Raw genomic sequence first — 14,173 nt, 5'->3', positions numbered from 1 at the left:
CAATGGCACAGATCGGCACGTTCACCCTGAAGGATGGCAGCTATACCGGCACCATCCGCACCATGACCATCAACGTCAAAGCCCAGCTTGTCCCCAACAGTGACAAGACCTCAGAGGGCGCGCCCGACTTCCGGCTCTATGCCGGCGGGGCAGAACTCGGCGCGGCCTGGCGTCAGGAAAGCAAGGACGGCGAGACGCCCTACCTCGCCGTCAAACTTGATGATCCGAGCTTCGCCAGCCCGATGCGCGCGGCCTTCTTCGAGAATGAGAAGGACGGCACCGGCGTCATGATCTGGAACCGGGCGAAAGCTAGCTGAGCAGCCGTGCGCTGGCGGCGTTAGCCATCAAATGAAACCGAAGCCATAAACACCTCAAAACAAATCAATATTTTTTTGGTTTCATCTGCGGCCTCGCTGCCTCGGCGGACTTGCTTGCAGCCTGGAGGTCTGCGACGAGCTTCTCCAGTGCTGCGATGTCAGCCGTAAAATCATCCGGTTGAGGAATGCCTACAGTATCTGAGGCTGGATTATCATGGCTGTAGGTGTTGGCGCGCGTCATGCCTTCATGGAACCGGATCGCGAGCGCGTCCGACAAGGTGACATAGCGGAGTTCCTGCGTCTTGATAACGTCGGTGCCTCGGCGCACGATATCCCTGAAAATTACCTCTTCGACAACACGCTCATAAGTATCCCGCAAGCGGCCATAAAGGTTCTTCACTTGGTACTCGTAATCGGCCGGACTCGTGGTGAGCAATTTGGGTAGTGGTGCAAAGTCGTTCTTGAGTTTGCCGATACGCTTTGAAACGTTGAGGCCTTTCCAAATCATGCCGGCGGGATCAATCTTTCCTGCAGCCTCTTTATCCCCGAAAAGCGCAATCGTTACTGGCTCAATACCCTTGTTCTCGGCAGCACCGCACAATTCGTTGAAAAAGATAATATCATGGGTGAACACGATCACCTGCCGTTGACATGCTTCTTCGGCGAGGCGTTCTGCAACGCGCGCGCTCCGGTCGCGGTCGAGCGATGATACTGGGTCGTCGACGATTATCGGTCCAGACCCCTCGGTCAAAGCTACTTCCGTGAGAAAGCCAGCTAGCGCGAGTGCCCGCTGCTCTCCTTCGCTGAGAATTTCCGAAGTAACCTTGGTAAGTTTTGTCTGTGGATCGACTTCGAATTCGGCTTTGGTCTGACCGCTCTTGCGCGAAAGTCCGACTTTGAGGTGCATGATGTCGAACCGCCCGCGCTCGTCGTCGAAACGCGTCACCACCGCATTTGTGAGATGCGAATCGACCAACTCGTTTGCGCGCCGCGTGATCCCCGTAGTCTGTAGTTCGGCCGACGCTTTTTCGAAAGCTGCGTCAGTTTCAAGGAGATCCCGCCGCGTGACCAACTTTTCCCGGTTGGCCGCAAGTATCTTCTTGTCTTCAAGTTCGGCCTTTTCGCTGGCGAGCCTCTCGCGCTCCTGCGCCTCGCCAGCCTTGACACGCTTGTCCTTTTCGTCGCCGAGGTTTCGAGCTAATTCTTTCAACTCGGCATGCGGCGAGACAAGCGCCGAAACGGGCGCACTGTCGTCGCCTGTCAACCGCGCAGCGGCCTCTTCGCGCCGCTGGGTCGCTGACACCTGAAAACATGATAGGGCATCGGCGAGTTTCGGGTCGCGCTGACGAATCTGCTCGACCCGTTCCGAAAATCCGTCCGCGCTCAGATGCGTCAGAGCCGGCAGTGTGTCGGCAGCATCGGAGACGGCCTTCTCTGCCTTTGCGGCAGCCACATCGAGGGTATCGTCGATGTAATTCTTAAATCTCTGCATTCGCTCGGTGCCAGCGGGAAGCAGCGGCTGCTGGCAAAGCACGCAACTTGCCGCTTCAGTGACCGGGAAGTCTGCGCCGACATACGCCTCTTTGACAGAATAATCGCGCGCTGCGGCCCATAGAGCGCGCCAACTCTCGCTTCCTACGCCGGGAAGTGGTTCATCTGTAAACAGAGCGCTTGCCGAGAGCTGCGCTGTCTGGCGTGCAGTGACGGCGCTTTTCCACAAGGTTGTGAATCCGGTCAGGGCCGAGTCTGAGAAAGCAGTCGCAGCGATTTCGCACTCGCTTGCGACCGCCTGTACCCAGCCGATGAGAGAGGTCAGGTCGGCGACCGCCGCTGCACTTGCCGATAGGATCGCGATGACCTCGTCGAGCCGCTCTTGATCTGCAGTCGAAAATGTTGCCGCCACTTCAATCGCATTGTCGGATGAGTCTTTATTGAGTGCTTTGTCAAACAGCTGGCTCTTTGTTTCTCGCTGGATGGGGAACATGATCGTCGTTAGACTGACCTTGTTTCCGACCGTTGTCTCTCGCTCTGCGTCGAAGTTTTCTTTGAGCTTAAGGCAAGCTCCGTTGAGTCGATGAGGTAAGGCGAGACCGAAGGGCAGATATCGAATCTGGTTGCCGCTATCGACATAAATCTGCGCGGAAAGTGTGTCGAACACAGAAATTTGCGAGAGTTCGGGTGCTGCCGTCATCCCTGTCGTCCAAGGGATCGGCGTTTCCCCATTGCCCGTATCAATGATTATATTGGCTGACTGCGGATCAGTGCCGCCGCCGTAAACATCAGAAAGAACCTTGAGTTTGGCGGGATTTTCCACCCGCGTGCGGCACGCCGTGCGCAATATGCGAACGAACCCGCTTTTGCCGCTGCCGTTTCGACCGTAGACCACTGTCAATGCGTTTGGACAAAACTCAAGCTCAGCATTCGCTGCCAGTCGATTGACATTCTGAACATTGCTAATTTTTTTGAGGGTGACAGGAGTTCTATTTGCACCGCCAAAATGAGATTTGTTAAAGGGGACCGCCGAAGGTGCAGGCGTTTCCAACTTGAAACCAGCTTCATCTTTGATCATTGCCATCAGATCGGCGAAATCATTGTCAGTAAGTTGATCACTTATAGCCAAGCGTCGTAAAGCGTCTTGTCTCCATGGGGACAGCTTCTGTGACCAAGCTTCGATGTCGTCAATTGGCTCCTTCAATTTCTACCCCTTGCAGTTTCAACATTATATGGAAGTTCGACCTGTCTCAGGTTCAGAATGATTCGCTGCATATCAATCGTATTCAGCTTATCCCGGACCTTAATCTGTCTTTGGGTTGAGTTGATTTCCGCCGTCATTAACTAATGCTTCTCTCTTCAATGGCGCTGCCTGTGAGACCTTTGCGAACATAGAATCCGTTCGGAATAGCTTCCTGGACAAGCGGGACGTGCGAAATCAGGCCGACGGCCCGCGAGTTTTTCACCAGACTGTTTAGGACGTTCAGGACCTGATCGAGGGTGCCTGAACCGTTCTCGGTGTCGAGGCTTCCGAATCCCTCATCGATGAAGATCGTATCGAGGCGGACTTTGCCGCTTGCAGATTCGACAACATCAGCAAGCCCCAGCGCGAGGGCGAGCGCCGCGATGAACGTCTCGCCGCCGGATAGGGTGTCCGTTCCTCTCGACTTTCCCGTGTGCACATCAAAGGCCTGGATGCCGAGGCCGCGGCTACCACGACCACCCTCGGTGTCACGTTCGAGCTGGTAACGAGAAGATGTCATCGGACCAAGCCGGAGATTGGCGGCTTCGAGCACGCGGTCGAACATGGCCCCGATCGCATAGGTTTCCAGCTTAAGGCTTAGCGGATTATCGCCATTCGTGAGCGCCGCGATCTTGCGGAGGGGGCCAGATTCAGCTTCGGCCTTGTCCAGTTTGCGCATCGTGTCTTCGAGACTTTGCCTCAGCTTCTCCAGCTGACCGACACGGTTGCTGGCAGCGATCCGATCTTCCGTTGCTTTGGTCAGGGCGGCTAGGGCGGTTTCATGAGCTTCCTTTACCACGGGAAGATCCGGGCGCGTCAGATCGCCAATCGCCGAGGCCGCAGCGTTTGCGGCACCCTGCGCCTCGTTCAACTCAGTCTCGTACCTTCTGACAGCTTCACTGTCTGAATCGATCGTCGCGATAGCGGGTTTGAGAGACTGGTATACTTCCTCCGTGAGCCCTTGCTCAGACAGACGCGTGCGGAACGTCGCTTCCGCTTTTTCGAGCCGGAGTTTGCAAGTGGCTACCGATTCCTCAGCGCCCTTACGCGCGGCATCGGCGGAGAGGACGGCCTCGCGGGCCGCCTTGAGCACGGCTTCGGCCTTGTCTTTCGCTTCGACCAGTGCGGTCAGTATACGCGACGTCTCATCCATGGCGGACGTGACAGCGCTCTGCGTGCGGAGCGCTTCGGGGACAGCCTCGAGTTTTCCATCGCGGGCGGCTCTGGCTTCGGTCGCAGCGTTGCGGCATTTATCCGCTTCACTGCGGAGGCGTTCGGTCTCGGTTTCTTGGGTTTCAATCTGCTCGTCGAGCGCTTCGATAGCCGCCTCGACTTCCTCAAGATTGACGGCGGGGCCCAGTGCTCCGAGGTCAGCCTCAATCTGTCTGACGTTCTCGAGAATCGCCGCGAGCGTGTCTGTCGGCTGTTCCAGTGATGAGAGAGTTTCCTCACGGGCCTCGAGCGTGGCTTTCAGCCCGGCTAGCTTTTCACTGGCCTCGCGGGCAGCGCGTGCAGCCGTTTCAAACCGGTCGCGGGCTTCGCGGAAGGCCTGATCACGCCCCGCATTCTCGATATCGCCCGTGGCGGGTTTCGGATGGTCGGTCGATCCGCACACAGGACAGGGCGCATCTTTTTCCAGCTTGGTTGCGAGATGCAGGGCTTGCGCGGCGGCCAGGGCTTGCTCCGCTGCTGCATAGGCGGCGCGCGCCTCGGTTTCATGTTCTAGCGCCTTGGCTGAGGCTGCGCTTTCTTTTTCAAACGCCGCTTTCGCCGACCGGGCCGCCGCTTCTGCTTTCCCGTAGTCTTCGGCGGCTTTCTTCTGGGTCAGGAGATACGTTTGCGCTTTCATAAGCTCACCGCGTGCGCTCTCAGCGCTCCGGGCTGACTTGAGTGCGGTGGCGCGCTCTGCGCGAGTACTGCGCAATTGGTCGAGCCGATCTTTGCTCTTCCCGAACGCCGCTTGGGCTATCCGCTGCGCCTCGAGCGCCGCCTGCACGGCTTCGGCGCTGGCTGACGCTGCCTCAAGAACCCTGGCAAATCGCTCAAGATCATCCTTGCGTTTGCGCGCGGTTTCGATCTCGGGGGCTCTGGCCTCTTCTCTTGCCACAGCCTCGATGGCGTCTTTGACTTTTTGTTGGGCCTCGCTCTGCGCTTGTGTGGCTTCGGCGAGCTTTGTTTCGGCGTCCTTTACGTCTTCCCGCGCGGTGACGAGTTGCTCTTCCACATCCACAATCAGCCGGGCGCGCGCCGCCTGTTTCATCCGGTCAGCGATGGCGGCGAATTCCGCCTTGCGACCCATCAGGATGGTGAGCTTCGCCTGCGCCTGTGCCGATGCCACGAACTTGGCCTCAACCGCTTCGGCAGTCCGAAACGCGGTCTCCGCTGCCTGAGCCTGTTGCTTTGCTCCCGCTTCGACGACCGATCGCTCCTCAACCGCAGTTTGGGCTACGTTTATGCCGTCGAGCAGGGCGTCCGTGCTTTCGAACCCTTCGGCATTGAGCCGCGCGGCGCAGACCGCCCGTTCTTCGCGCACCTGCCGTTCGGCCTCAGCGGCCTTGTCCTTCAGGTCAGCCATCAGGGCCTGATAGAGCGAGACGTCGAACAGGTCCCGCAGGATCGTCACGCGTTCATTGGTTTTGGCGGACAAGAACTTCTCGAACCGGCCTTGCGGCAGCAGCACGATTTGCCGGAACTGTTCAGCGCCGTAACCGAGAAGCTCCGAAACGGCAGCATCGACATCGCGGACCTTCTTTTCCGCAATGATTTTGCCGCGTTTGTTAGCTGTGATCTCATCGAGGGCGAGCCCGGTTGCGTCGAACAGATGGGCTTCATGCGCGCTCTTGGTTTCACCTTCGCCGCGCTGTTTCGGGCGCATCTGGTCCGGCTGGCGAACCACCACGAAGCGCCGCTCGCCCACGTCGAAGACGAACTCGACTTCGGTCGCGACGTCAGCGGCGGCATGGTCTGAACGAAGGGAGGTGCGATCCTGTTCCGACTTCGACGCCTCGCCGAACAACGCGAAGGTCATTCCACTGAAGATTGTCGATTTGCCCGAACCGGTCTGTCCGTAGATGCCGAACAGACCTGCTTCAACGGCGTTGCGGAAATCGATGACTTCCCTGTTCGCATAGGGACCAAAGGCCTGGAGTGTGAGTCGGACCGGTCTCATTCCGCATCCTCCCTCTGCCGCAAGCGCGTGAGGGAAGCTTCAACAACGTCCTGTTCGGCATCCGTGATGTTTTCGAGACCGACTTCGCCGAGGAAGTTTCTGACCACGTCCGCTGGCTCAGCAGCGGTGACAGCCGGGCCGTCCACGGACTTCGTCTCAAGCGGGCGCTCATTGCGAACATAAACCAGCTCGCAGGCGTTCGGAAACACGTCCCTCAGGCGCTTCATGCCGTCGATGACGGGTACATCATCTGTCAGCTCCGCCTTGATGAAATCACTCGACGGATCGGAGAGTAGGAGTTCTGCATGTTTGCCGCGCAGAACCCGGGTACGCCTGATCGGCTTGAACGCCACGACCTCGACCGAAACCTGACCGGCCGCATCCATCTCGATCAGGCCCATCGATTTTTCCGAGTCGGCCTCGTCGAAGCCGAAGGCGAGAGGCGAGCCGGAATAACGAATGTGTTCCGCGCCTACCGACTGGGGTCGATGAAGATGCCCGAGGGCGACATAGTGCGCCCCGTCAAAAGCGGAGGTCCTGACCGTCTCTATGCCGCCAACCCGCGTCAGAGACCGCTCGCTTTCGCTGACCGAACCCCCGGTGACGAAGGCGTGCGCGACGATGATCCACCGCGCGCCTTCAGGAATCCGGGCGCGGGCGGCTGCGACTTGCGCCACCAGCACATCCTCGGGCGTATCAATGGTCTCGCTCTCAAAGCACTCGCGCGCCGCATACTCGTATGCGAACGGCAGCGCCGAGATTGCGACCGGGCCATGCTTGTCTGAGAGCAGAAGCGGTGCTTCCTCAGCACTGATCGCACCGCGGATGAGCCAGCGCGAGCGATCCGCCGCGATGGCGGAAAGGTCGATACGGTCCCCTGAGTCGTGATTGCCAGCGATCATGGCGACCGCGGCGGTGGTCTCGGATTTGATTCGTTGGAGAAACCCGTTGAACTGCCGCACCGCACTTTGCGGCGGCGACGCCCTGTCGAAGACATCGCCGGCGATGATCAGCGCATCGACGCCATTCGCCTTCACCGCCTCGACGATCTGGTCGAGCACCGCTGCGTGATCCTCCTCCAGGGAGATCCCGTTGAACTGACGACCGAGATGCAGGTCGGAGGTGTGCAGCAGCTTCATGACTTGTTCCGTATATTTTTTATACGTATACTTTTTTGATGTATAGGTTAACAGGAGTCAAGAGAGGACATTGGATGACGCTCGACGAGCTCAAACATGCCCAGAGACAGCGCCTATTGTTTCTCGACCGGTGCTTCACCTGGCGCGGCGTTGCGCGGCGGCGTGATCTCACTGAGCGATTCGGAATCTCGACGGCACAGGCCGCAAACGATTTTCGGGCCTACCTCGCTCTGATCACTCAGAACGCGCCGGAATATGACGCCCGCCTGAAAGCCTATGTTGCAGCGCGAGATCATCAGCCGATTGCGCCTTCTTCGATGCTGGACGTATTCGGCGTTCTCGACACGACCTCGGATGATGAGTTGCCCGCTGCGCTGCCCCGCGCAAAGCGGTGGCTGGACCCATACGTCGCGACCGTGCTTCACGACGCCATCTCGAACCATCGAAAAGTCAGAATCGCCTACACGTCGATGAGCTCTGGTGAAACGGCTCCGCAATGGGTCGCGCCAACACGGTTTATTTTCGATGGCGAGAGCATTCATTTCCGGGCCTACAGCTATAAACGCGGCGAGTACCGGAACTTTCATCCCGCCAGGATCGAACCTGAGAATGCGTTCCAAGCAGGAGAGATCGAGGCGCCTTTGCCTTTGGATTCCGAATGGCACACGCTGAGCATCATCTGGCTCAGGCCAAGCGCGCGGCTCAGCGCTGCGCAGGCCGCTGTGGTCAGGAGAGAGTATGGCTTCAGCGACGATCTCCTGAAAGTCGAAGTGCGCAAGGCACTCGAGTTCTATCTGGACCGGCGCTGGGGCCTGAATGAAGCGGGTGCGAGACTGGAACGCGTGCGTACGGAGCATCTTCCAATCGAAGCAGGTTGACTAGAATATTCCCGATCGGGAATTTTGTTCGAATGTCACGCGTTCTCGAAAGAAATCTTCCCGAACGGGAATGCAGATTCAAGCTCTATCGAGCTGTATGGGAACATCCATTAACGCAGCAGAGTGTCCAGGCTTGTCCGCTGCCCAGCGTGCTTTTCCGGATTCGTGTCTCGCAGTTTCAGGATGTTCTGCAGCTTCCACTGGACGGCGGGTAGGTCTGCCGCTGACGCTAAATCAATGGCGTCGAAGTCCGGTTCGCCTTCGACCAGCGTTCGCAGAAATTGCGCGGCATTGCCGGTCAGACGGGACTGGACGTCTTCAATTAGCCTGACCCGCTCGTGTTCCAGTTCAGCGACGCTGACCGCATCGACGGTCATGCCGGAAAACTCAACCTCGAAGACGTTTGTTAACGGTGCGAGGTTCGGATTCAACAATTCATGTGGCGGTCGGCTGGAGCTCGCGACATAGACGAGGAAGGCCCTGAAAAGATCATCCGTGATGCCCTCATTCTCGTAAAGCAGCTTCACGTCGAACAGATCGCGCGGGTGCTGACGGTCAAGCGCGGCATGGAGTTTTCCGGCATAGAGATCCTCGAACGCGACCAGTTTTGTCTCTGCGAACCCGAATTCGTCCTCGACCGTTGGTGTGACGCGTTTGGTTTCGGGCTCGAAGACCACGCCGCGTGTCACAGGGGAGGTTTCGACCTTCACGGTCGCAGACCCCCGCCGGAACAGGACGCGGGTTGCGCCGCCGCCACCGCCCGCGATCCGGGTTGCCGTCACGCCTCGCACCTTTGAACCCGCCTTGGCGATGCGGTCCATCGCGACGTCGATGTCCGCTAGCGACTGCACGCGGTCCTTGATCGGCAGGAAGGTGAGATCGACATCGACCGACAGGCGCGGCAGATCACGATAAAACAGGTTGATCGCCGTGCCGCCTTTCAGGGCGAAGTCTTCCTCTGTCGCCACCGCTGGCAGAAGATCGACCAGCAGCCGGACCTGATCCACATATCGCTCACGCGCCATGGCGCGCCTCACTTTGCGGCATCAGCTCCGGCGGCACGGAGATCGCGTAACGCGGATGAAACTGTCCCTTGTCAAAGAGGGCACGAGGTCCCGAGCCGAGGTCGAACCGCTCGGGCGAGAGATGTCGGCGCCAGGCATGGCCATGCTTGTCGGCAAAGACGAAGAAGAGCCGCTTGACCTTGATGCTGGTGCAGCACGCCAGCAGCTTCTCCAGACGGCGGGGGCGCGCGGAGGCGAGGCCTTCGAAGACCGTATCGACGATATGAACGCTCTCATGCTTGGGCAGCTCGTCCAGCAGTTCGAGGATGGCGCGTTCCGGCGTTGAACATTTCAGTGGGCCAACCGGGGAGTCGACATCCGTCGTTTCCTCATCAGCGTGCATGTCGAACAGTTTGGTGCTGCGCAGCCGGTAGCGGCCAGCCTCATCCAGCCGCTTGAGCCAGGTCGGATGCGCTTCGCCATAGAGGTGGACATCCTGATCGCCGCGCAGCGGCAGATAATGGGCGAACCCCTGCAGCTCCAGCGCGGTCCGTCCGCCGACGACCGATGAATAGTCCATGACGTGCTGCAGCGAGCGTACGACGAGTTGCCAGTCTGCGCTGCGAGCGTCAGCCTTCGGGCGTCGGTAGAGGCCGCGCACGACCGGTTCGAGCCAGCCGCTGTCTATGTATTTGTGGGCGAGCATGCGCGTGATGCCATGACGCTGCAGTGTCTGCGTATCGACCAGCCGACCTGGCAGGACGGTCTCCAGCAGCCATTTTAGCTTTGTCTCGTTTTGTCGCCTCATGGGATACAAAATAGACAATTTTCGAAACTTGGCAAGCAGATAGTTTTGAGCGCAGCTTACTTGGTATACCTTGGGGATACGAAATTCATTGAACTCGAAACACGCCGGGTCGAACAAACATGCCAGCACACCCGCCATCACTCACGGCCTTCGAGCGCGTTCATGACGGCGAGGCCGACGCTCTTGGCGGCCTCCATCGCATGACGATCCGACAAATGGGCATAGCGCTGCGTGGTCTCAGGACGGCTATGCCCGAGCAGTGTACCGATGATCGGAAGCGACAGGCCGTTGGCCAGAGCAAAACTCGCAAAGCTGTGCCGAAGATCGTGCTTCCGGACATCCGGCAGGCCCGCTTCCTCGCGCACCAGTCTCCAGACCGCCTGCGTCCCGCAATAAGGACCTGTGCCCGCATTATTGAGAAAGACCCAGGTCGGGTGCAGTCGCGGCAAAGCCTTGAGAATATCCAGGACTTGCGGCGAGATCGGCCGGATCGACCGGCCTGACTTGGTCTCTTCAAACCGGAAGAAGGAGCGGTCGAAATCGATCTCAGACCATTTCAGCTCTTCGATCTCTTTGGTCCGCGCGCCCGTCATCAGCAGCAGGCGGATAATTGTGATGCCAGTCACACGACGATCCATATGTTCCCACTCATCAAGGCATTTACCGAGACGGTGGGCCTCAGCCACAGAGAGGTAGCGTTCCTTCTTGCCATCCGGCGCGAGCCTGAGATTGGCCGCAACATTCTGATCCACGAAGCCGATATCTTTCATATAGGCGAGGACGCTCTTGAAGCTGACCATTGTCCGCTTCGCTGTCCCGGTCCCGCCCGTGGCGCGGCGCACCCCATGCTTCTTCGTCTTCTGAACCACAGCTGTCCGGCCAGCGGTGATATCGTCACGCAGCAACTCGACATCCCGGCGTGTCAGTTCACGAAGCTTCTTGTTGCCGATTGCAGGGATGAGGTGAGCATCCATCCGGCTCATCTCATTCCGGATGTTACGCGGGTCTCTGGCTTTGCCTGTTCGCCGGTTGCGGTGCGCCGCTTCGGCGTGCCAGATCTCGATGGCTTTTGCGACGGTGATGTCTGCTTTGGCCTTGGCGGCAGCGTCAATCTCTTCCCGGCGATCCTCACCGAGGCGGGCATTGGCAAGATAGACCTGAGCCTCCTTGCGCGCCATCTCGCACGTCATCGTATTGGAGGCGGCAATGCTCACCCGTCTCTGTTTTGCGCCGCGCCCGACACCAACCCGATAGGACACGATGTAGGCCTTGCGTCCATTCGCTGCGACCCTGAGACCAAAGCCGGGAAGCTCCAGGTCCCAGATAATGTAGGGCGACGTTTTCGGCGCGGCCAAATCGACGACACGCTTCGTAATCTTGACCTTTTTTCCTGTTTTTGACATCCAATCCTCCGGTTTGTCCGGTGGCGACTGGGTTTCCTGACTTTTGAGTCAGCACGGAGTCGGACAAATAAATCCAAAAACTCCAGCAACTGCGGGCCATTGAGCCCGAATTTGAGTCAGCACCATGTCAGCACCGCGAGCCGTAAACGGCTCCAATTTCTCGCAAGGTCTCGCAAAACCGCGACCCTCAAAAGTCATCATAAACCGCGCTAAGTGCTTGTCGTAGAACGTTTTTTCGCAAGAACTTGCAAGGTGCCGCTGACTCTCGCAAACATGGTAGGGTCAAACTCCGAAGGCAGAGGTCATAGGTTCGAATCCTATCGGGTGCGCCATCTCCTCTACAAAAGTGGGCACCATTGACGGCACGAGCGGTTTGTCGCTTGCTAGCTGTTGGGCGAGCACGGCTTTCGAGCCCTTGAGGTGCACAGTGTCCTTGCCCCCGACCACCTCACTCAGCAGCAGCGTCAGATAGACTTGGCTGCCAAGCGCCCGGTCGCTTCGGCTGAGCACTCGAGGGCTGCTTAAAGTTGTACGGGTGTAATGTATCGAGAGTTCGTCGAGTTATTGAGCATGGGGCGGAATGGCTGCTTATTCGGGCCGTTGTGCATCTAACGGCTGCAACGTAACCGAGGCTCCGGATGTAGCACACATCTCACCTTGCCGGCGCAAAGCCGCAAATGACGTCCGGAAAGGGCTCCTGCTACGCGCTGACATCCATGACCTCTTTGATATTGGCCTAATAGCTGGGGACACAGAAACGATGTCTGTTGTTTTGTCGATTGAAGTTCGAGCGACCAAGTATTCGTACCTACACGGTAAAGAAGTGCGTCTGTCGGGCGATGAAAACCTTTGGCCGAGAAAGGAGGCACTAGCATCATACAAATCATGGTCGCAGTTATAGGCCAACATAAAGGCAAGCTGATGAGCCGCCCAAGATCCAGCTTGGCCTATCTAAGACTGAGGGCCAGCTGTCAGCCCGTAAATTCAATTTCGCAGGCGCGCTACACTTTTTCGGAGGCTGGAAGATAACCTGCTTGCTGATGCAAATTGCCTTGTGCCGCAGGGTACAAACCCGAATATGTTGATCTACAGGGTGAGAGAGTTCTTTCCGGAAGCTGCGTATGACGAAACGGTCAACTAGATCATCTAGCCAAGTGTTCAAAAGAGTTCTTGAGCAAGCCAGTGAACGGTTGCGCCTTGATGCTGGGGCCGCCGAAAACCTTCAGCACAGAGGGCTCAGGGGAAACGAACGGGCAAATGCTCTGCGAGAGTTTCTCGCCAATCACTTACCTAGGGTTTTCGAGGTGGGGAATGGTGAGGCAATCGACTTCAGGGACGATCGGAGCGGCGAGTTAGACCTTTTCATTTTTGATCGAGCAACCGCGGCAGCATTGCAGACGTCCTCGGAGAGTGCACTTATTCCAGCTGAGGCGCTCTATGCCGTTATTGAGGTCAAAACAAAGCTTACGCAGGAAGAGCTGGATAAATCGACCGCGGCAGCCGCCAAACTGAGAAGACTTAAACCCTTCAAAAAGGCTTTCGTGGCGGCGCGGACAGGCGGGCGCGCATCCTTTAGTCGTTGTCGATGTCCCTACTTTGTCTTTGCCTATGAAACGAATCTTGCGGAAGAAGATTGGGCGAGCAAAGAGTACCGCCGAATTTACAATGCCGCAGATAAAATGGGCGTTGCGATAGACGTAGTTGACAGGGTTATTGTGCTTAACCGCGGAATTATTCTACCGAATAAGCGGCAATCTCTTTTGGAAGAAGACTCTGATGGCATATTTCTGGAGTTCTATCTTCACCTGATCAACTTTCTGATGCGCGAGCGAGGGCGACGCCCCGTAATTGATTGGACGGCGTATACGTCGCGCAAGAAGTGGAAAACCATAAGCAAGCACTGAGAAATGTCATCATGGTGTTTTGCAAACGGTGTTTATGATCCGCTGACCTCGACGTATGCTCGCAGATGTCGATAGTAAGGCGATGCGCTGCCCTCGAGGTTCAAAGTCCCAGTACTCACGTGCTCCATCCCCGGTGCGCCATTTCAGGGCTGGCCACCAATCGACTGAGTCGCCCGCCACCCGGCCTACAAATCCTCCACCGGCGTGTGCTGGATCTCCGGCCACGTCGCCTCGGCCTTGGCGAGGACATTCGCCTTGTCCTTCAAATACTCCGCAAAAATCTCGGCGTTGACGAACAGATAGAGCTTGCCGTCGACGATGTCGGCGAAGCGCGGGTCGCCGTCGAACTTTTTGCCCAGCGCCACCGCATAGGCGCAGAAGCCGCCATATTGCGGCATGTATTTCGCCGGCGCCTGCATGAACAGGCGGGCGCTTTCAGCGGATGCGAAGTAATAGGCCACCCCGTCCTGCACCACGCTGTGGTTAGCGTCGCCCGGCGCGATGGCCTTGAGCAGCGACAGCGCCACCGCGTCCACCCCGTGCAGGGCCAGGGGCGCGCCGGAGGTGGTGATGCCGGAGGTCACATTGTGTTCGTCGGCCGCCTGCCCGCTGGTGGGCGTTACAAGGGCGATGGCGGCGGCAGCGGCGGCAAGGGGAAGGCGGTTTTTCATGGTCGTGCTCCTTGAATGATTGTCCGGAGGCGGATCAGAAGAATCATCCGCAGACGGACGGAGGGTGGTTGGTGGGGGATGGATGCGCTGAGAGAAAAGGGAGGCACCCGGCCGGCCACGCCCCGGCTGTCGGGGGATGGAGAGAG

The 14,173-nt window shown here is 58.1% G+C and carries 11 protein-coding genes; 4 read left to right on the top strand and 7 right to left on the bottom strand.

Features of this window, described 5'->3' with window-relative positions; translation table 11 throughout:
• Positions 1 to 2: 2 nt before the first annotated feature.
• The gene (locus HG718_RS11735; protein ID WP_045694916.1) at positions 3 to 317 is read left to right on the top strand and encodes a DUF736 domain-containing protein; all 315 of its coding nucleotides are present in this window, start codon (positions 3 to 5) and stop codon (positions 315 to 317) included.
• 64 nt (positions 318 to 381) lie between these two features.
• Here the strand turns inward: HG718_RS11735 and HG718_RS11730 are convergent, their stop codons facing one another.
• From HG718_RS11730 to HG718_RS11720, 3 genes are all read right to left on the bottom strand, one after another.
• A complete protein-coding gene (locus HG718_RS11730) occupies positions 382 to 2,892 on the bottom strand; it encodes an AAA family ATPase (protein WP_244617824.1) in 2,511 nt (836 codons plus the stop codon).
• Between the two features lie 256 nt (positions 2,893 to 3,148).
• Positions 3,149 to 6,220: an AAA family ATPase gene (locus HG718_RS11725; protein ID WP_045694913.1), complete on the bottom strand. Its 3,072-nt coding sequence runs from the start codon at positions 6,218 to 6,220 to the stop codon at positions 3,149 to 3,151.
• Positions 6,217 to 7,359, bottom strand: a complete 1,143-nt coding sequence (locus HG718_RS11720) for an exonuclease SbcCD subunit D (RefSeq protein WP_045694912.1) — start codon at positions 7,357 to 7,359, stop codon at positions 6,217 to 6,219. The genes HG718_RS11725 and HG718_RS11720 overlap by 4 nt, the downstream gene beginning before the upstream one ends.
• Positions 7,360 to 7,433: 74 nt before the next feature.
• Between HG718_RS11720 and HG718_RS11715 the strand changes: the two genes are divergently transcribed.
• The gene (locus HG718_RS11715; protein WP_045694911.1) at positions 7,434 to 8,237 is read left to right on the top strand and encodes a BrxR family transcriptional regulator; all 804 of its coding nucleotides are present in this window, start codon (positions 7,434 to 7,436) and stop codon (positions 8,235 to 8,237) included.
• A gap of 110 nt (positions 8,238 to 8,347) precedes the next feature.
• On the opposite strand, the gene HG718_RS11710 is transcribed toward HG718_RS11715, so the two are convergent.
• From HG718_RS11710 to HG718_RS11700, 3 genes are read right to left on the bottom strand one after another with little or no spacing between them, the layout of a single operon-like run.
• A complete protein-coding gene (locus HG718_RS11710; protein ID WP_045694909.1) occupies positions 8,348 to 9,262 on the bottom strand; it encodes a nucleotidyl transferase AbiEii/AbiGii toxin family protein in 915 nt (304 codons plus the stop codon).
• Positions 9,252 to 10,187 (bottom strand): type IV toxin-antitoxin system AbiEi family antitoxin domain-containing protein, encoded by a 936-nt coding sequence (locus HG718_RS11705; RefSeq protein ID WP_244617830.1) that lies wholly within the window; start codon positions 10,185 to 10,187, stop codon positions 9,252 to 9,254. Before HG718_RS11705 ends, HG718_RS11710 begins: the two co-directional genes overlap by 11 nt.
• Positions 10,187 to 11,452 (bottom strand): site-specific integrase, encoded by a 1,266-nt coding sequence (locus tag HG718_RS11700; RefSeq protein WP_045694906.1) that lies wholly within the window; start codon positions 11,450 to 11,452, stop codon positions 10,187 to 10,189. The genes HG718_RS11705 and HG718_RS11700 overlap by 1 nt, the downstream gene beginning before the upstream one ends.
• Before the next feature lie 580 nt (positions 11,453 to 12,032).
• On the opposite strand from HG718_RS11700, the gene HG718_RS15750 reads away from it, so the two are divergent.
• Positions 12,033 to 12,353, top strand: a complete 321-nt coding sequence (locus HG718_RS15750) for an HNH endonuclease signature motif containing protein (RefSeq protein WP_160586893.1) — start codon at positions 12,033 to 12,035, stop codon at positions 12,351 to 12,353.
• A gap of 220 nt (positions 12,354 to 12,573) precedes the next feature.
• A complete protein-coding gene (locus HG718_RS11690; protein ID WP_160586892.1) occupies positions 12,574 to 13,356 on the top strand; it encodes a DUF6602 domain-containing protein in 783 nt (260 codons plus the stop codon).
• Positions 13,357 to 13,541: 185 nt separating this feature from the next.
• Here the strand turns inward: HG718_RS11690 and HG718_RS11685 are convergent, their stop codons facing one another.
• Positions 13,542 to 14,027 (bottom strand): YHS domain-containing (seleno)protein, encoded by a 486-nt coding sequence (locus tag HG718_RS11685; RefSeq protein WP_160586891.1) that lies wholly within the window; start codon positions 14,025 to 14,027, stop codon positions 13,542 to 13,544.
• Positions 14,028 to 14,173: the final 146 nt, after the last annotated feature.

This window comes from Pyruvatibacter mobilis, assembly GCF_012848855.1.
In the GTDB taxonomy this organism is placed as follows: domain Bacteria; phylum Pseudomonadota; class Alphaproteobacteria; order CGMCC-115125; family CGMCC-115125; genus Pyruvatibacter; species Pyruvatibacter mobilis.
Note: the sequence above shows the minus strand (reverse complement) of the source record. Positions and strands in the feature narration are given on the sequence as shown.

Excerpts from the sequence above, each read along its gene's own strand:
- HG718_RS11735 (WP_045694916.1), top strand. The coding sequence starts at position 3 with ATGGCACAGATCGGCACGTTCACCCTGAAGGATGGCAGCTATACCGGC.
- HG718_RS11730 (WP_244617824.1), bottom strand. The coding sequence starts at position 2,892 with ATGGCAATGATCAAAGATGAAGCTGGTTTCAAGTTGGAAACGCCTGCA.
- HG718_RS11725 (WP_045694913.1), bottom strand. The coding sequence starts at position 6,220 with ATGAGACCGGTCCGACTCACACTCCAGGCCTTTGGTCCCTATGCGAAC.
- HG718_RS11720 (WP_045694912.1), bottom strand. The coding sequence starts at position 7,359 with ATGAAGCTGCTGCACACCTCCGACCTGCATCTCGGTCGTCAGTTCAAC.
- HG718_RS11715 (WP_045694911.1), top strand. The coding sequence starts at position 7,434 with ATGACGCTCGACGAGCTCAAACATGCCCAGAGACAGCGCCTATTGTTT.
- HG718_RS11710 (WP_045694909.1), bottom strand. The coding sequence starts at position 9,262 with ATGGCGCGTGAGCGATATGTGGATCAGGTCCGGCTGCTGGTCGATCTT.
- HG718_RS11705 (WP_244617830.1), bottom strand. The coding sequence starts at position 10,187 with ATGGCGGGTGTGCTGGCATGTTTGTTCGACCCGGCGTGTTTCGAGTTC.
- HG718_RS11700 (WP_045694906.1), bottom strand. The coding sequence starts at position 11,452 with ATGTCAAAAACAGGAAAAAAGGTCAAGATTACGAAGCGTGTCGTCGAT.
- HG718_RS15750 (WP_160586893.1), top strand. The coding sequence starts at position 12,033 with ATGGCTGCTTATTCGGGCCGTTGTGCATCTAACGGCTGCAACGTAACC.
- HG718_RS11690 (WP_160586892.1), top strand. The coding sequence starts at position 12,574 with ATGACGAAACGGTCAACTAGATCATCTAGCCAAGTGTTCAAAAGAGTT.
- HG718_RS11685 (WP_160586891.1), bottom strand. The coding sequence starts at position 14,027 with ATGAAAAACCGCCTTCCCCTTGCCGCCGCTGCCGCCGCCATCGCCCTT.